A 17,636-nucleotide genomic window follows, 5' to 3' on the forward strand; every position below is an offset into this window, starting at 1 on the left:
TGCTCTATGACTCGTATAGCGGCCGTTTTCCTTGCGCTTGTATTAGCCCTATGGCCGCAACGGCCGCAGGCGTGGGGATTTTTCGGGCACCGCACCATCAACCGGCTAGCCGTATACACGCTGCCGCCCGAGCTGCTGAGCTTCTATAAGAGCAACATCGACTACCTCACCGAAAACGCCACCCGCCCCGACTCGCGCCGCTCCGTGGTGCCCGAGGAAGCCCCGCGCCACTACATCGACCTGGATGTGTACGGAGACAGCGCGGCCTACAAGCTCCCGCGCAACTACGCCGATGCCGTGGCCCGCTACAGCCTCGATACGCTCCAGCGCCACGGCATTGTGCCCTGGCACGTGGTGGTGATGAAGAACCGCCTCACCGAAGCGTTCCGCAGCCGCAATGCCGACCGGATTCTGAGCGTATCGGCGGACCTGGGGCACTACGTGGCCGACGCCTGCGTGCCCCTGCACACCACCCACAACTACAACGGGCAGCTTACCGGGCAGCGCGGTATACACGGCCTCTGGGAAAGCCGCCTGCCGGAGCTGCTGGCTGGGGGCTACGACTTTTTCACCGGGCCCGCGCCGTACATCGAACGTCCAACAGCTACCATCTGGGCCACCGTCACGCGCTCCAGCAACGCCGTCGACTCAGTGCTGCGGTTTGAGAAAGAACTGACGGCCAAGTTCCCCGACGACAAAAAGTACACCTTCGAGCAGCGCGGCAACGCCACGGTGCGCACTTACTCCCGTGAGTTCAGCCGGGAGTACCACCAGCGCCTGAATGGGCAGGTGGAGCGGCAGATGCGCCTGGCCGTGCGGCTGGTGGGGGCCTTCTGGTACACGGCCTGGGTAGATGCCGGCCAGCCCGACCTGCGCAACCTGCCCCGCGCTGTTTCGGCCGAAGAGCAGCAGCGCCTGGCCCGCGAAACCGAGCAGCTTCAGCAAGCCCCGGTTACTAATGCCCCCGGCCACACGGATTGAGCGGCCACAATCGTGAGTTGACGTACACTATGCGCAATTTGCGCCAACAGGCGGGGTTAGCGCCAGTACACCATTCAACTTACGATGTCACCTTATGAAAAGCTTGCTTACGTTAGCGCTGCTCACGGTATCCAACCTGTTTATGACGTTTGCCTGGTACGGGCACCTGCAGTTCAAGAAGCTCCCGTGGTTTAGCAAGCTGGGCATTGTGGGCATCGTGCTGGTAAGTTGGGGGCTGGCGTTCTTCGAGTACGTGTTTCAGGTGCCGGCTAACCGCATCGGCTTCGAGGAGAATGGCGGCCCTTTCAGCTTATTTCAGCTCAAAGTCATTCAGGAAGTCATCTCCCTCACCGTGTTTACGCTGTGCGCCGTGTACGTCTTCAAAACCGATAAACTGGGCTGGAATCACGTGTTGGGCTTTGGGTTGCTGGTGGCCGCCGTGTATGTTATTTTCCGGAAGTGGTAAGCTCCTCCGTAGGCTACAACTTCGCCTTCTGGTATGCGTAGGAAGCGGGCCACCTTATCCCGGCTGCTCCTTCCCTGTCTATGCAACGAAAACTCTACTCCTGGCTGAGCGGCTTGCTGCTGCTGCTTAGCATTTCTACTTCCCAGGCCCAAAAAGTGGGGCTGGTACTGAGTGGCGGCGGCGCCAAAGGCCTGGCCCACGTGGGCGTGCTGAAGGTGCTGGAGAAAAACCGCATCCCCATCGACTACATTGTGGGCACCAGCATGGGCGCCATTGTGGGGGCTATGTACTCGGCAGGCTACTCGCCCGAGGAAATTGAGAAGATTGTGCTGAGTCAGGCGTTTCAGGACTGGGTGGCCAACCGCCCGCTCACGGGCAAGGTCTACAACTACTTTGAAACCGACGCCGACCCGGCCGCCCTGCACCTGGGTCTGGCCATCGACAGCAAATTCAAGACGCGTATCACGCCCCGGCTCATCAACGACGCCACGCTGAATTACCAGCTAGCCACCATGCTGGCGCCCGCCGGGGCCATTTCCGACTATAACTTCGACCAGCTGCTGGTGCCGTACCGGGCAGTGGCCTCCGAGGTATTCACGCGCAAGCGGGTAGTGCAGCGTAGTGGTTCCCTGGCCGATGCCGTGCGCAACTCCATGGCCTTTCCGCTGGCATTCCGCCCCATTCGGCAAACCGACGGGCGCTACCTCTTCGACGGGGCCGTGGTTGACAACTTTCCCACGGGTGTGATGAATGAAGAGTTCAAGCCCGATATCATGATTGGGGTAAACGTGGGCGACGTGGCTTACAAGCAGTATCCCAAGGACAAGGACGACCAGCTGCTGACCGGCACCCTCATTTTTCTGGGCTCCAACGTAGCCGATACGCTGTCGGTGGGCCGCAACGGCATTTTCATCCAGCCGGATCTGGAGGGCTACGGCGCGGGCGACTTTAACCGCGCGAAGAAGCTGGTGAACTTGGGCGAAACCGCCGCCGAGGCCAAGTTGGCGCTGATGCTGCGCCGGATTCCGCGCCGGGAAGATACCGTTGCCCTGCAGCAGCGGCGTCGCGCCTTTCAGGAGCAGGCCCCACGTCCCGATTTCAAGCAAATCAACGTGCAGGGCCTGCCGGCCGAGCAGCAGGAGTTTGTGCGGCGCTTTTTCCGGCGCACCGGCAGCAGCTACACGCCTTCTGATATTGAGGAAGGGTATTTCACACTGGTAGACAATGACTTCTTCTCCAATGTATACCCGCGCGTGATGTACGATAAGGAGAAGAAAGGCTACGTGCTGAGCGTGGATGCCCGCCAAGCCAATAACCTCACCGCTGACCTCGGCGTGTTGCTTTCCACGCGCTCCATGAGCAACTTTTACTTGGGCGGCTCTTTCCGCTACCTCAACCGCTACCTCTACACCGTGCAGGCCAACGCCACAGTGGGGCGTTTCTACAACGGGGCCCACGCCGCGTTCCGCATCAGCGTGCCGGGCCGGTTCCCGCTGTACATCCAACCTCAGATTACTTTCAACAACTTCAACTACCAGGACACGGGCGGCCTGCTGGGTACCAACACCGAAACCACCCAGATTCAGCAGCGCGACCTGGTTACCAACATCCAGATTGGCATCAGCCCCAACTACCGCAGCCGCTATATTATTACGGGCGGGGCATTTACCAACCGCGACCGGTTCGCCAATACCGACCAGCTCAGCTCCGATGCCAGCCTCGACCAAAGCAGCCTGAGCGGCTTCACGGCGGCGCTGCGCTTCGAACGCAACTCCCAGAACCGGCGACAGTACGCTACCCTGGGCCGTCGCGTGGAGTTTGGCTTCCGGGGAGTGTCGGCGGTAGAAAACTACGACCCCGGTACTACTGCCTTGGATATTCCGGGCCGGAAGAAAAACCACCAATGGGTACGGGCCAGCGCCTTTATTGAGCAGTTTTTCTCCCTGAACAAGGTCGACAGCGTAGGAGTACGCACCAAATCGTGGGGGTTCACCACTGATCTGGTGGCTACTACCCAGGGGAAATTTGCTACCTACCGCTCCTCTCTCACAGCTTCCCCGGCCTTCCTGCCCCTCCCCGATTCCCGCACCCTGTTCCTCGACCGGTACCGGGGCACGGCCTACGCGGCCGGTGGTCTGCATTACGTGCAGGCCCTGTTCGGGCCCGTGGAATGGCGCACCTCAGTGTACGCGCACGTACTGGTGCGCCCCTGGGAAAGAGAGGCTACGAACCCGCTGCTGGCCAACCGCAAACAATCTATCAGCCGCCCTTACCTTACGGCCATGACGGGCTTCACCTATGAAACCCCCGTGGGACCGGCTTCCCTGCAATTCATCACGTACGACGAGCGGGAACACCGCTTTGGCGTGTTTGCCCACATCGGCTACGTGCTGTTCCGGGACCGGTCATTGGATTAAGTTGCTAATTTCTGGTTCTGGTCGAATTCGAGTGAATCAACAACCCGAAACTAGAAACTCCCTTACTGCGTGGGATACAGGGGCGGCTCCTCGCCGACGGCGTGCGGGGAGGCGGGGCTAGGTCCGCAGCCCGCCAGCACCGCACATTCCAAGTCTTCGCCGTGGTAAAAGTACCGGAACAGCACCGTGGCTAGCCACATGGCCAGCGGAGGCGCTGCCCAGTAAAGCCACAGCCCGTGGTAGCGCCCGGCCGCTAAGGCGGTGCCCAGGGAGCGGGCGGGGTTCAGACTCATGCCTGAGAGAGGCGTCTCAAAGATGATGTACAAGGCTAATAATGCTCCCAGTATGCAGCCCGTGTACTGCTTAAGCTTACGCGAGTGCAGCAACAGCAGCAGAACCAGCATCAGCAGAAACGAGATGCCGAACTCCGCGCCGAAGGCCACCAGAGTGCCATATGGCACTGGGCGGGGCTCCGTAACGGTGAACTTCACGGCAGGGTGCGCATACCAGTCGCCAAACACCAGGCGCAACAGGAATGCCGCCGTGCTAGCTCCAAGCACCTGCGCCAGCACGTACCACACGGCATCGGGGGTACGCAGCTTGCCCAGTTGCCAGAAAGCCAGCGTAACGGCGGGGTTGATGTGGGCACCGGAGCGTTTCCCCCAGGGGCTGTACACAATAGCCGTGATGACCAAGCCCATTCCCAGCCCCATAAGCACACGGCGGCCCAGTTTCGCGCTCGGTAGCCACGGGGTGAGCGGCGAGGCCGGATGTTCCAGCAACATGGTGAGCAAGCCGGCACATGTCACAAAAAACGCCAGGCCCGCGGCTTCAGCCAGGTAGTGCGGCCAATGGCGACGGAAAGCAGCGCGCAGAGCGGCAAAAGACATGGCAACAGGTTCAGGACAACGCTTGCCTGATAAAACGGCCTCCGCCCGGCTCGGTTGCTATGGTTCAGCTCCCAGGCACGGCACGAGGTGGGTTAGGGCTGCACCAGCAGCATGGCCGAGGAGGCCGGTACTTCCACGCTCAGCGTGGCTCCGGTTCCTTCCAGCTTCCTGATGCCCTGCGGGTTTATCTGGTCGCCGGCCAATACCACGGAGTAGCGGCCGCCAGGCACCGTCAAGGTAGCTGGTTGCCGGTTGCCATTGAAGAGCACTACAATGGTTCCCCACTCGTCGCCGCCGGCGTGGTTGAGCAGGCGGTAGCCAATGGTCGTAGCCGGCTGATCAGGCAAGAACTCCAGGTGCTGCTGCACCAGTTCCCGCGTAGGCAGTCGGAAGGCAGGGTGGGCGCGGCGCAGGGCAATCAGCTGACGGTAGAACTCAAACACGCGCGGGTATTGCGCTTTGCGCGCCCAATCGAGCTGATTGACGTTGTCGGGCAGATTGTAGGAATTGTGGGAGCCACCTTTGGTGCGCAAGAACTCGTCGCCGATGGGCAGGAACGGCACCCCCTGCGAGGTGAACACAATGGTATTACTAAGCAAATCCATGCGGATAAGCTCTTCTTCCGAAGCGCCCGGGTTGGCCACCGTTAGCTTGTCCCAGAGCACCCGGTCGTCGTGGCAGGCCACGTAGTTGATGGCCTGCGCGGGGGAGTTGGCCCAGGGCGCTTTCGAGTAATTCACCTTGGCATAGTCAAGCTGGGGGTGCTGGGTAGCCGCCACAATACCAAACTTCACGCTTTCCTCCAGACCGGGCTGGCCGCTGGCAAAGCCGGGCTCGGCCTGCCGGGCAAAATGGCCTTTTACCCCGTCACGCAGCTCGTCGCCAAACGCGGCAATACGGTCCAGCTTCAGCACGTTGGCTTTCAGGGCCCGCTCCGCCTCGGGCAGGGGGCTGGCACCGGCCGTCCACCCTTCGCCATACACGAAAATGGAATGGTCTATCTGGTCGAGGGCCACGCGCACAGCCCGCATGGTGCGGATATCCAGAATGCCCATCAAGTCAAACCGGAACCCATCCACGTGGTACTCCCGCGCCCAGTACGCCACCGATTCCGTGATGAGCTTGCGCACCATAGGCCGCTCGGAGGCTACCTCGTTGCCGCAGGCCGCGGCATCGGAAAGGCTACCATCGGCGTTGTGGCGGTAGTAGTAGCCGGGCACCAGCTGCTCGAAGGAGCTGCGGGCGGCATTGGCGGTGTGGTTGTACACCACGTCCAGCACCAGCCGGAGGCCGCGGCGGTGCAGCTTCTGCACTAGCTGCTTCATCTCCAGGATGCGGGCCGCCGGGTCGGTCGGGTCGGAAGAATAAGAGCCCTCGGGCACAGAATAATGCAGCGGGTCGTAGCCCCAGTTGTAGCGGTTATCCTGCAGACGGCTTTCATCCACCGAGGCGAAGTCGTTGGTGGGCAGCAGGTGCAGGTGGGTGATGCCTAGCTCAGAGAGGTGGTCGAGGCCGGTTTTCACGCCACTGGGGCCGCGCGTGCCTAGCTCAGCCAAGCCCAGGAACTTACCTTTCTGCTGGATTCCCGACTGCGGCTGCATGGATAGGTCGCGCACGTGTAGCTCGCCAATCACAATGTCGGTAGCCTGCCGCAAGCGGGGGCGCCGGTCGTCGTCCCACTCCGTGGGGCTTACCATGGCCGGGTCGAGCAAAGCACCTCGCTCCCCGTTCACGCCCACGGCGTGCACATATGGGTCGGGCACCTCAGCCAGCTGCTTGCCTTTAATGGTGGCCTGCACTACATAGAAACGCCCCGGCGGCTGGGCCGGCAGCGTATATGTCCAGGTTCCACCAGTCGATTTCTGCATGGCGTACTCGGCTACTGGGGTGCCACCCGTGCCTTCGGTGTAGAGCTTGAGCTGCAGCTTCTCGGCCGTAGGAGCCCACACCCGCAGCCTCGCCTGCCCGCGCACGAAGGTCAACCCCAGGTCGGGTCCGTCGTAGGTGGGCAAGGCCGAATAGGCATCGGTGAGGCGGGCGGTACGGCAGGTCGTGAGCATGCCTAGAGACAACAGGAGGAGGCAGATCGAGCGTAACTTCATAGCAAACAAAACGTGGCTAACGAAGGTCGGCTTTTCAAGCTGCTATTCCATACGTTGGCAGTAGCTATTCCAAGCCCTGCGCAAACGCGCGCAGCAACCGGGCTACTTCCTCGGGAGCCTCGTAGGGCAGCAAATGCCCCGCCCCGCTGATAATCTCCAGATGAGTGCCCGCTGGCAGCAAGGGCAGTGTTTCCAGCCCGTGCAGCGAGGGCGACATCACTGCGTCGACATCACCCGCCACAATCGTACAGGGCACGTTGATAGACCACAGCCGGTCGGCAATATTCTCGCGGCTCCCGTGCAGCAGCCACGCCTCCCAGGCCTCCTGACTACTGCGGAGGTTGTCGGCTATTATTTGCTTCTGCCAGGCCTGGGGCAACGGGCGGGCGGTAATCTTACGCAGCGTTTTTTCGGCGGCTGCCGGCTTGCCCCAGGCGCGCAGGCTGGCTTGCCTGTCCTCGTCGGTCATGGGCTCGGGCGTGGGTGGCGAAGGGCTGAGCAGCACCACCCCTGCCAAGCCGGGCAGGTGCCGTGCGGCCAAAGCCAGAGCAATTTTCCCACCCATGCTGTGGCCCACCAGCACGTAGCGCCCCACCGGCTGCTGCTGAATAAATTGAGCTACCTCGTCGGCGTAGGCATCTACGGAGTAACCAGCGCGCGGAGCCGGGGCCGTGCCAAAGCCTCCAAGGTCAGGAGCAAAAAAGGCATACTCGGAGCCAAGGGCATCAGCAACCGGCTGAAAGGCATGACCGGCGCCCGCCCAGTAATGCAGGCCGATAAAGGAGAGTGCGTGCGACATAGCTGCCTTGTACGGCAGAAGCCCTCTACTTGGCCTCCTACCTTACCGGCAGGTCCGTTGCTAAGCCGCCTGAAACTTCACTTACAGAGCATTTACCGCTTGCTGAGCCCGAAAAGTGCGCGTAAATCCATCAAATACGTCTTCGCGGAGCACCAGCTCACCGTCCGATAGTTTCTCGATGATGTAGCGCATATCCGGCCGCGCGGCGCTGGGGTTGATGGTAATGATGTCGCGCTGGTCGTGGTACAGCAGCGTAGTTTCGATGGCGCGGGCGTAGGTGGTGCGCCGGATTTCCTGGCCGTTTACGTATTCCACTAGGGTACCGTCGGCTTTGAACTGCAAGGTAAGCTGGTAGCCCGGGGCAGGTGTTTGACCCTGGCCGCTTAGTCCGCCTTCGTCGGCTACCCACACCCACTGCGTGCGCAGGGCGGCGGGGTCTTCATCGACCACCACGGCTGGGGCGAGGTCGGTTTTCTGGCAGTTGGCAGTGAGCGTGAGAAGCAGGCCGAATGCGGCGGTGCGCCAAAAGGTGTACATCGGGCAGGTAAGTTTGAGTTGGTAGAAAGGACGGAACGATGCACTAGCCGCATCTGCCTATAAGAGCATGAAGAGCAGCAGCGCGTTGCATGACTGGCGCTGCCACTGCTTGCTGCCACCACGCTGAAGACATAAAAAAAGCCACCCAGGATATACCGGGTGGCTTTTTACTAATCAAACTATCAATTGGCGCTACAGGGCCTTCTTGCGGGAGGCCTGGAACTTCTTGATCTGCGGGTCGATGATTTTCTTGTCGCCGACTACCACGATGGTCATGGCCTCGGGGCGCACGTACTTGCGGGCGGTTTCGCTCACTTGCTCGGGCGTTACGGCGTTGATGTTCTTTACCTGCTCGGTGAGGTAAGAATCGGGTAGGCCGTGCAGCTCCAGGGTGTTGAGCTGGCCAATGATGCCGCCGGGCGTGGAGTTGCGCAGCACAAACATACCCGACTCGTAGTTCTGGATGCCTTTCAGCTCCTCGGCTGTGGGGGGCGTTTTCTGCAGGCGCTCAATCTCATACACAATTTCCTTGAGCGAGTTGCCGGTTTCCTGGGTGGTCACGTCGGCGTTCTGGCTCCAGTTGCCGGTGCGGTAGTGGGTTTCGAGGTAGCTGTAGGGCGAGTAGGTGTAGCCTTTGTCTTCCCGAATGTTGCGCGTGATGCGCGAGCCGAAGGAGCCGCCCAGCAGGGAGTTCATTACCCGCGTCCGAATAAAGTCGGGGTGCGAGGGGTCCACGGTGGGCAGACCGATAACGATAGTCGACTGCGGGGCATTGGGCCGGTCCAGCGTGGTGATGTCGGGGCGGGTCTGGGACTTGGCAATTTCGATGTGGGGGGCCGGGCCCTTGGACATGCTCACCCAGGCCTTGGTAATAGCCTCGCGCACGGCGGCGTTATCGAACTTGCCGGCCACGAACACAGCCGTGCGCTGGGCACCAAACTGCGTCTGGTAGAAGTTCTTCACCTGGGCCAGCGTGAGGGCATCAATTTCGGCGTCGGAAGGAATGGGCCGGCCGTAGGGGTGCGTGCCGTAGAGGGCGGCTGTGAACTTCTGGCGGGCCTGGGTGCCGGGCTGGGCGCGGGCCAAGGACATCTGACGCTTGAAGTCGGCTTTCACGCGGGCAAACTCGCTTTCCGGCAGCGTGGGGTGCAGCACCACATCGGCCAGCACCGCCGACAGCTCGGGGGCAAACTCGCTCAGGCAGGAAGCATAGATCTGGGTCTGGTCCATGCCCACCGACACGCTCAGGTCGCCGCCCATGCGGGCTACCTTGTCGGCCAGCTGCTGGGCCGAGAGCGTGGCAGTGCCTTCGCTCAACAGCTTGCCCAGCAAATCGGCTACGCCTACCTGGCCGGCTTCCTCGTGCACGTTGCCGGCCTGAATGGCCACCATCATCGTGACTTTGGGCACCTGCCCGTAGGGCACCAGCTTGGCCTTCAGGCCATTGGAAAGCGTAAATTCTTCCTTGGCCGGCAGCTTGAAGTCGCGCGGGGTGCCGCCAGCGGGCGGGGTTTCGCGGGGCGTGGTGGGTGCAGGCGCAGCCGCGGGAGTTGCGGCTACAGCCGGTTTGGCGGGCGCCGCACCGGTGGTTTTGGTTTTTACCTTGACTTTCGTCTGGGCTAGGGCGGCCGGGGCGGCGGCCGAAGCCAGGGCCACGCAGAGCAGCCCGTTTACTAGGATTTTCATGGCGTGGTTAGGTTAGCTTTTGGCCAGCGGGTTGACGATGAGCAAGGTGCGGTTGGTAGGCCGCAGGTATTCCTGCACGGCGCGCTGCATCACGGCGGGCGTTACTTTGCGAAACTCCGCCTCCAGCTCGTTGATGCGAGCGGGGTTGTTGTCGAACAAGGCAAACGACGCCAGCATATCGGCCCGGCCGAAGCCGGAAAGCTGGTCGTAGAGGTTGGAGCGCAGCTTCACCACCGCCAGGTCCAATGTATTCTGGTCGATGCCATCTTTAGCCAGGCGGTTGATTTCCTGGTCGAGCACACTCACCACGGAGTCGGATTTCACCGTGTTGTCATATACCAAGTCGCCCATCCACAGCATGGGGCCGGAGTAGTTAAAGGCGTTACCAAGGTAGTTTATGCCGCCGCTCACGTTGTCGGTGAGGCCGCGCTTCTGCACCATAGCCTGGTAGAGGCGGGAGTCTTTGCCCTGCAGCATAATCTGGTCGAGCAGGATGAGGGCGTAGTACTCCGGCGTGTTGCGGTCGGGCATGTGGTAGGCGAAGGCCAGGGCGGGCTTGGTTGCCAGCTTGTCGTCCTTGGTGAAGCGCTGCTCCTTTTCCTGCCGCGGCTCCGTAATGTCGGGCTTGGGCGGCTGAGTAGCGGCCGGAATGTTGGCGAAGTACTTCTCAATCCAGGCTTTGGCCTCGGCGGGCTCAAAGTCGCCCGTAATGGCCAGGGCCGCGTTGTTGGGCGCGTAGTAGGTTTTGAAGAAGGCCTGCGCGTCGGGCAACGTGGCAGCGTCCAGGTCCTTCAGGTCGCCGTAGAAGTTGTGGGCGTTGTTCCAGTTTTTGTTGGCGTACTGGGGCATGTCCAGCCACGGGAAGCCGCCGTAGGGCTGGTTGAGCACGTTCACGCGCACCTCGTTTTTCACCACACCCTGCTGGTTGGTCAGGCTAGCCTGGTTGATGGCGAGGCCGCGCATCCGGTCGGCTTCAGCCCAGAGCATGGTTTCGAGCTTGTGGGCGGGCACAATCTCGAAGTAGTTGGTGAAGTCGAAGCGGGTGGAGCCGTTGAGCGTGCCGCCGTTTTTCTGCACCAGCTGAATGAACTCCATCTTGCCCAGGTTCTGGGAGCCCTGGAACATGAGGTGCTCAAACAAGTGGGCGTAGCCCGTCCGGTCGCGGGGCTCGTTGCGGAAGCCCACGTTGTAGTAGGCCGCCACGGTAGCTGTGGGCGCGGTGTGGTCGGGCGAGAGTACCACCTTCAGTCCGTTGGGCAAAGTGTAGTACTCCACCGGAATCTGGAACGATGATGCCGCCGGAGCGGCGGGGGCTGCCGGAGTAGCTGTTGCCACGGGCGTTGAGGCCGGGGTATTCACAACGGATGCAGCCTTAGGGCTGCACGCGCCCAGCACAGCCAGCAGGGCTGCCGTGCCCCATACCGACCCACGGTCGGATATGCGTGTTTTCATAGAAGAGAGGTTAGGGTGAACGATGCGTGGAAACTGGTCCTCAACCTACAAAATCTTCTACAAACGACCGGTAGTATCCTACCTGTTAAGGTCTACTTCTCCACTTTGAGCGTGGCAGGGCGGCCGGTTAGCTCAAACATTTCACCGTGGGGCACCATGGTTATCTGCCCAAACTCCCGAATCATCATCTTATAGCTCTCTCCCACCGGCCGGATTTTGCGGTCGAGGTCGTAGAGGCCGCAGGCATTCACGGAAAGGCGCTTCTCGGCCAGGCTGATGTCCCAATCGAGCTGGTCGAGCAAGGAGTACCAGGTGAAGCCCACCACCGGCACGCCGTCCTGGCGGATGCGCTGCACGTTCACCCACTGCTTCCAGAGCCAGCACTCGGCATCTTTGGCGTTGAAGGTGTTGGTTTCGGTGTGCATCACGGGCTTGCGGTACCGTTCGTAGTACTGCTTGGTCATGGTGTACCAGCCCAGCACGTCCTCGGCCGCGCACCAGTTGCCGTCGGGCTTGATAATCCGTTCGTTGCGGCCGTAATAGTCGTTGCCCATGATCTGATAACCGGGCGGCTCTCCGGCCATAAACCACTCCAGCTCGTCGCGGGTAAGGCCGTTGTCGAGGCAGTACAGCAGCACTTCCGAGTCGATAGTGTGGGCGTAGAGCAGGTCGAGGGAAAGAAACCGCAGCTTGTTTTGCAGCCGGATTTCGGGGCTTTGCACGGCGCGCATCTCGTGGATGTACTCCGCCGACTCACTTTGCACAATCACGCAGTCTGGGCGGTGCTTGGCAATCTGCTGGTTGCCCATGATGCTGGCGGCCGCAATGTGCTTCATGGCCGTGATGAAGGCGCGGTCGTCCTTGAGCTGCTCGTTCCAGATACCATCCTTGGCGGAGGCCCGGGCCGTCACGTAAATTTCGTTGACCGGCGTATAGAACCGCACCCAGGGGTAGCGCCGGGCTACGGCCCCACAGTACTCGGCAAAATGCACCGGCAGCTCGGGGTTCTGGAAATTACCCACCCAATCGGGCACGCCAAAGTGCATCAGATCCAGAATGGGCGTGATACCCAGGCGCTTGATTTCGGCCATGGCCTTATCGGCAAACTCCCAGTCGAATTGGCCGGGAGCCTTATGAATGAGGTAGTACGGCAGGTTGTAGCGCAGCACCTTCAGGCCCAGCTCCCGCACCAGCGCGAGGTCTTCCTGGTAGCGGTTGTAGTGGTCGGTTTCAGCCAGCAAGTCGCGCCGGATGGTACCATTGGCAATAGTAGGGTACGAGCATTCGATGCCCGTGGCAAACATGAAGTTGCCGGGCAGGTTGGTGGGCAGGCCGGAGCCGTCGTGCCCGGCCGCGCCGCCGTACTCGTCGCCCTCGTAGGAACCGTGGCCGAAATGCTGCTTTATATGGGAGAGGAAGGATTTCATATTGGAGCTGTTGGCTACCGCAGGCTGGCCAGAAACTTATCGGCGGTGCGCAGGCTGAGGGCCATGATGGTGAGGGCCGGGTTGACGCTGAGGGCGCTGGGAAACACGGAGTTGTCGCAGATGTAGAGGTTGGGCACGTCGAAGGCCCGGCCATAGGAGTTAACTACCGCGTCGTCGCCGCTTAGGCCCATGCGTGCCGTGCCAATCACGTGGGCGTAGCGTTCAAAGGCCCAGATATCGGTGGCGCCGGCGGCTTGCCAGATCTGGCGCATCAGCTGCTCGGCGTGGCGGTTCATGCGCTGCTCGTTTTCCTGGGCCGTGAAGTGCAGACGTGGCTTGGGCAGGCCGCGCGCATCTTTCTCCTCGCTAAGCTCCAGGAAGTTGGCTTCGTGCGGGAGGCAGTCCCCCAGGATGTTAATACCGGCAATGTGGTTGTAGCTGCGCATGTAGTCACGCAGGGCCTGCCCCCAGAGCTTGCGCTGACGTACCATTTGGGTAGCAAACGTGACGGGCATTACGCCGATGCTCTGCAGCAAGTAGCCGCCCGCGAAGTCGGCATTTTTGGGCCGGTGGGTGTCTTCGGAAATCAAGCCGCCCGGAATGCCTTTGTAGGGGCGGATGTCTTCCGGGAACGTGCCCCACACCTGCATGCCCGGGTGAGCCATGAAGTTCTTGCCCACGTGGCCGCTGCTCAGGGCCAGCTCGTTGAGCAGTAGCAGGCGGGGCGTTTCTACGGCTCCGGCGCACAAAAACAGGTGGCGGCAAAGCTGGCGCACCGTCTGGCCGTGTTGCTCGTAGACCACGCCCGTCACCCGGCCGGCGGCATCTCGCTCAATTTCCGTCACGAAAGCATCGGCCCTGATTTCGGCCCCGTAGCTTTCGGCCAGAGGCAGAAAGGTGACGTCCATGCTGGCTTTGGCCCCACGGTTGCAGCCCGCCTGGCAAAAGCCCCGGTTGGTGCAGGCCTCGCGCCATCCAATGCCCTCTTGGTAGTAGCGCGCCGACAGCGCCGCATTGGCCGCCGGTGAAGTCTGAATTCCCAGTTGAGCACAGGCCCGCTGCATGAGCTGGGCCGCGCCGTTCAGGGGAAGCGGCGCCAGTGGGTAGCCTTTGCGGCGGCCCGGGTTCCAGGGGTACGGCGTGGGCCCGCTGATGCCCAGGAAGTGTTCCAGCTCCTCGTAGTAAGGCTCCAGTTCCTCGATGCCAAACGGCCAGTCGACGCCCTGGCCGAAGTCGCGGTGCAGGGTGAGGTCGTCGGCGTGGGCGCGGGGCGTGTAGGCGGTGTAGTGCAGGGTAGAGCCGCCCACGCCGGTACCCGAGTTGTTTTTGCCGAAGGCCACCGGGTTCTGGCCCGCCGACAGCCGCTCGTCGTTCCAGAACAGGAAGCTCTGGGCTTTTTCGTCGGTGGCATAGTCGCGGGCCGGGTCGCGGCGCGGGCCGGCTTCCAGAGCCACTACCTTCAGGCCGGCCATGGCCAGGCGCGCCAGCAGCGGAGCCCCGCCCGCACCCGTGCCAATCACCACGCAGTCGACTATTTCTGTGGGCTCGGGCAGCGGAGCCGGCTGTTCCAGCTCAGTTGGAGCTGTGGCTGGTGCGGCGTTTTCGGCCAGAATGCTTTTCAGCAGCGGGTCCTGTATTTCCGGCTTGGTGGGATTCAGTACGCCTTCTTCCAGTACTTCTTCGTCGGGCATGTTTTCAATGGGTGATTTGGGTGAATGAGTAAATGAGTGCTATAGTTGTCGGGAAGAAGTGATAGAAAGGTCCAGCCAGCCCGATTCACTCATTCGCACAATCACTCATTCGCTCATTGTCGGCTCCCGGTCTTCGAGTTCGTTAAGACCGATACGCTGCCAGCCAGGCCCATCGGCCATGCCCACGTACCCAATTTCTTCCTGGGCCAGCGGATGGGCGTAGTAGTTTTCGGTTAGCTCCGCCAGCAAATCCTCAAAAAAGCGGCTTTGCGGAACTGCTTTCCAGTTTTCGCCCGGCGCGGTGCCGGCGGCCACTTGCTCCAGTACTGCATCCTGCTCAGCGTCATTCAGGGCCACAAACAGCTGCTGAAACTGCGCCTGGGCGGCCTGATTGATGCCACCCAGCCCCAGCCGGAAAGCTTCCCGGTCGGGCGGCATAGCGTCGTAGCGCCAACCGTCAGCCAGGCCTGCGGCCAGTCGTTTGTCAATGCCCGGCGCCAGCGCTATAGGCTCGTCGCGCTCCGGCTGCGGAAAAATGCGGGCCGCCACGGCTTCCAATAAGGTATATGTAGCCGTGTCGAAGAACTGGGGCGCATGGTCGGCGGCCGAAACCAGCCGGGCTTCCAGCGCCGCGCGGGTAGCCGGCGTTACAAGGTCGGTGGAAAGTAGGGCGCGAACGGTGCCTGCGGGATACTGGGACATGGGAAAGCATGCAGTGGTAAGGACGAGCTTATAGCAGTACCGCCGGCCTGGTTTAAAGGTTGTTGGATAAGTAAAAAAGAAGTACCTCCCCTACCCGGGAAAGCACTTCTTTTCTGCGGCAGGGCGCTGCTTGGGCTACTGGTCGCTGCTCAGCTTACCGCCCGTGACGTGTACCAGGGAGCCGGTCATAAACGAGCCATCCTGGGAAGCCAGCAGCACGTAGGCCGGGGCCAGTTCCTCGGGCTGCCCCGGCCGGGCCAGGGCTACCTCGTAGCCGAACTTTTCAACTTCCTCCTGCGGCATGGTGCCAGGAATGTTGGGCGTCCAGACCGGGCCGGGCACCACACAGTTTACCCGGATGCCCCGCTCGCCTAGGTGCGTGGCCAGGCTTTTGGTGAAGGCATGAATGGCCGACTTGGTGGCCGTGTAATCAATGAGCAGCGGGTTGCCGGTGAGGCCCACAATGCTGCCGGTGTTGATGATGCAGTCGTCTTTGGTGAAGTGCGGGACGGCGGCCTGCGCCATCCAGATGTAGCCCAGGATGTTGGTGTCGAAGGTGCGACGGATCTGCTCCTCGGGAATGTCTTCAAACTTCTCCTGCGCCATCTGAAACGCGGCGTTGTTGACGAGGATGTTCAACCCGCCCAGTTCGGCGCGAGTGCGGCGCACGGCCTGTCGGCACTGCTCCGGGTCTCGCACATCCAGCTGCAGCAGCAGGCAGCGGCGCTGCTGGGCTTCTACCAGGCGCTTGGTTTCTTCGGCGTCCACTTGGTTTTCGTTGAAGAGTACGGCTACATGAGCTCCTTCCATGGCAAAGGCCACGGCCACGGCCCGCCCAATTCCGGAGTCAGCCCCGGTGATTAGGGCAATTTTATCCTGGAGCTTGCCGGCCGCCCGGTAGGTGCTGAAGTTCATGCCCGGTTGCAGCTTCATATCGGCTTGCTTGGCCGGGTAAGGCAGCTTTTGGGCGTGCTGCTTCATGTCCTTGGCGGTGGGGCGCTTTACGGGCTTGGGTGCTTCGGCCGCAGCCTGCGCGGCTTTTTTGGCGGCGGGTGTAGCGGCCGTTTTAACTGGGGCGGCAGCGGCCGGCGTTTTAGTAGTGGTTTTTTTGGCAGCCATACATACGCAGAAAGATGGTAGAGCTCCTCCATACGCAGATTTCTGCGGGGAAGCCGCTCAACAGCAGAAACACGAACAGAAAAGCCCTTTCCTGCCAGGCAGAAAAGGGCTTTTGCTTACGTAGGTTGCCAGGTGCCTAGTCGTGGTACACGTCGTTGGCGGGCTCGGCTACGGCTTCCTCTAACGAGGGGTAGTCGATGTAGCCTTTGTCGCCGGGTACGTAGAAAGTACTGAAATCGGGCGCATTCAGGGCGGCGCCTTGCTGGAAACGCTCTACCAGGTCGGGGTTGGCAATGAAGGGCACACCGAAGGCAATGAGGTCGGCTTCGTTGTTAGCCAGGGCTTCTTCCGCCGTCTGCTGGGTGTAGCCCCCGTTCAGAATAAAGGCCCCGTTGAAGATTTTACGCAAGTGCGCGGCCACGGCGGGTGCGCCCGGCGTAGCCATAGGGTGCCCTGGCAGCGCCTCGATAACGTGCACATAAGCCAGCCCGAAGCGGTTGAGCTGCTCGGTTACGTAGCTGAACGTAGCCACGGGGTCACTATCCTGGATGCTGCTGCTTCCCTGGGGTGAAAAACGGATACCAACCCGGTCGGCGCCCAACTCATCCACCACAGCCTGCACTACTTCGAGCACGAAACGGGCGCGGTTTTCCACGCTGCCACCGTATTCGTCGGTGCGCTGGTTGGAGCCGTCCTGCAGGAACTGGTCGAGCAGGTAGCCGTTGGCGCCGTGAATTTCGGCCCCATCAAACCCGGCGCGCTTGGCGTTGCGGGCAGCCTGGCGGAACTGGTCAACCACGCCGGCAATTTCGTTTAGCTCCAAAGCCCGGGGCGTAGGAATTTCTTCGAAGCCCTGCCCGGTAAAGGCTTTCACGCCTTCGGGCTTAATGGCGGAAGGCGCCACGGGCAGCTCGCCGCCGTGGAAAGCTGGGTGCGAAACGCGGCCCACGTGCCAGAGCTGAACGAAGATGCGGCCCCCGGCGGCGTGCACGGCATCCGTCACGCGCTTCCAGCCGGCTACCTGCTCTTCGGTATAGATGCCGGGCGTGTTGATGTAGCCCACGCCCTGGGCCGAAACCTGGGAGCCTTCCGTGATGATGAGGCCGGCCGAAGCCCGCTGCTCATAGTACGTTACTACCGAATTAGTTGGCACGTTAGCGGCATTGGTCGCCCGGCTGCGCGTCATGGGGGCCATCACCATGCGGTTGGGCAATTGAGTGGCACCTAGCTGAAAAGAGGAGAAGATTTTGGTTGTCTGAGTCATGAGAAGAAAGGTGTGCGAAAACAGCCGCGCTGCTTCGCTGGTGAAACCTAGCATCCTTAACCCATGTAGCTACATGAATGTTTCACCACCTCCCGTTCTTCGC

14 protein-coding genes are annotated in these 17,636 nt (G+C 61.4%); 3 read left to right on the forward strand and 11 right to left on the reverse strand.

The annotated features are described in order from the left end of the window. The first annotated feature begins 6 nt into the window (after positions 1 to 6). From FY528_RS03675 to FY528_RS03685, 3 genes are all read left to right on the forward strand, one after another. Positions 7 to 981, forward strand: coding sequence for a zinc dependent phospholipase C family protein (locus FY528_RS03675; RefSeq protein ID WP_149069635.1), 975 nt, complete (start codon positions 7 to 9; stop codon positions 979 to 981). Positions 982 to 1,075: 94 nt separating this feature from the next. Then, a complete protein-coding gene (locus FY528_RS03680; RefSeq protein WP_149069636.1) occupies positions 1,076 to 1,447 on the forward strand; it encodes a DMT family protein in 372 nt (123 codons plus the stop codon). Positions 1,448 to 1,527: 80 nt separating this feature from the next. Then, the gene (locus tag FY528_RS03685) at positions 1,528 to 3,864 is read left to right on the forward strand and encodes a patatin-like phospholipase family protein (protein ID WP_149069637.1); all 2,337 of its coding nucleotides are present in this window, start codon (positions 1,528 to 1,530) and stop codon (positions 3,862 to 3,864) included. Positions 3,865 to 3,926: 62 nt separating this feature from the next. Here FY528_RS03685 and FY528_RS03690 read toward each other — a convergent pair whose 3' ends face one another. The 11 genes from FY528_RS03690 to FY528_RS03740 all read right to left on the reverse strand — a co-directional run bounded on the left by FY528_RS03690 (position 3,927) and on the right by FY528_RS03740 (position 17,533). Continuing rightward, entirely contained in the window at positions 3,927 to 4,754 is an 828-nt protein-coding gene (locus FY528_RS03690) for an MIP/aquaporin family protein (RefSeq protein WP_149069638.1), read from the reverse strand. 92 nt (positions 4,755 to 4,846) lie between these two features. Continuing rightward, entirely contained in the window at positions 4,847 to 6,814 is a 1,968-nt protein-coding gene (pulA, locus tag FY528_RS03695; RefSeq protein ID WP_149069639.1) for a type I pullulanase, read from the reverse strand. 106 nt (positions 6,815 to 6,920) lie between these two features. After that, entirely contained in the window at positions 6,921 to 7,655 is a 735-nt protein-coding gene (locus tag FY528_RS03700) for an alpha/beta fold hydrolase (RefSeq protein ID WP_149069640.1), read from the reverse strand. Between the two features lie 81 nt (positions 7,656 to 7,736). Next, positions 7,737 to 8,192, reverse strand: a complete 456-nt coding sequence (locus tag FY528_RS03705; RefSeq protein ID WP_149069641.1) for a hypothetical protein — start codon at positions 8,190 to 8,192, stop codon at positions 7,737 to 7,739. 192 nt (positions 8,193 to 8,384) lie between these two features. Continuing rightward, the gene (locus FY528_RS03710; RefSeq protein WP_149069642.1) at positions 8,385 to 9,878 is read right to left on the reverse strand and encodes a M16 family metallopeptidase; all 1,494 of its coding nucleotides are present in this window, start codon (positions 9,876 to 9,878) and stop codon (positions 8,385 to 8,387) included. Between the two features lie 12 nt (positions 9,879 to 9,890). Next, positions 9,891 to 11,330 carry a M16 family metallopeptidase gene (locus FY528_RS03715; RefSeq protein ID WP_149069643.1) on the reverse strand — a complete coding sequence of 480 codons (1,440 nt, stop codon included), beginning with the start codon at positions 11,328 to 11,330 and terminating at the stop codon, positions 9,891 to 9,893. A gap of 92 nt (positions 11,331 to 11,422) precedes the next feature. Beyond that, positions 11,423 to 12,757: a family 1 glycosylhydrolase gene (locus FY528_RS03720; RefSeq protein ID WP_149069644.1), complete on the reverse strand. Its 1,335-nt coding sequence runs from the start codon at positions 12,755 to 12,757 to the stop codon at positions 11,423 to 11,425. A gap of 14 nt (positions 12,758 to 12,771) precedes the next feature. Beyond that, positions 12,772 to 14,448: a GMC family oxidoreductase gene (locus FY528_RS03725; RefSeq protein WP_149069645.1), complete on the reverse strand. Its 1,677-nt coding sequence runs from the start codon at positions 14,446 to 14,448 to the stop codon at positions 12,772 to 12,774. 105 nt (positions 14,449 to 14,553) lie between these two features. Then, positions 14,554 to 15,150: a gluconate 2-dehydrogenase subunit 3 family protein gene (locus FY528_RS03730; RefSeq protein WP_149069646.1), complete on the reverse strand. Its 597-nt coding sequence runs from the start codon at positions 15,148 to 15,150 to the stop codon at positions 14,554 to 14,556. A 135-nt stretch (positions 15,151 to 15,285) separates the two neighbouring features. After that, on the reverse strand, positions 15,286 to 16,269 hold the full coding sequence (locus FY528_RS03735; RefSeq protein ID WP_149069647.1) for an SDR family oxidoreductase: 984 nt from the start codon (positions 16,267 to 16,269) through the stop codon (positions 15,286 to 15,288). Between the two features lie 136 nt (positions 16,270 to 16,405). Continuing rightward, entirely contained in the window at positions 16,406 to 17,533 is a 1,128-nt protein-coding gene (locus FY528_RS03740) for an alkene reductase (RefSeq protein ID WP_149069648.1), read from the reverse strand. Positions 17,534 to 17,636: the final 103 nt, after the last annotated feature.

This window comes from Hymenobacter lutimineralis (assembly GCF_008271285.1).
In the GTDB taxonomy this organism is placed as follows: Bacteria; Bacteroidota; Bacteroidia; order Cytophagales; family Hymenobacteraceae; genus Hymenobacter; species Hymenobacter lutimineralis.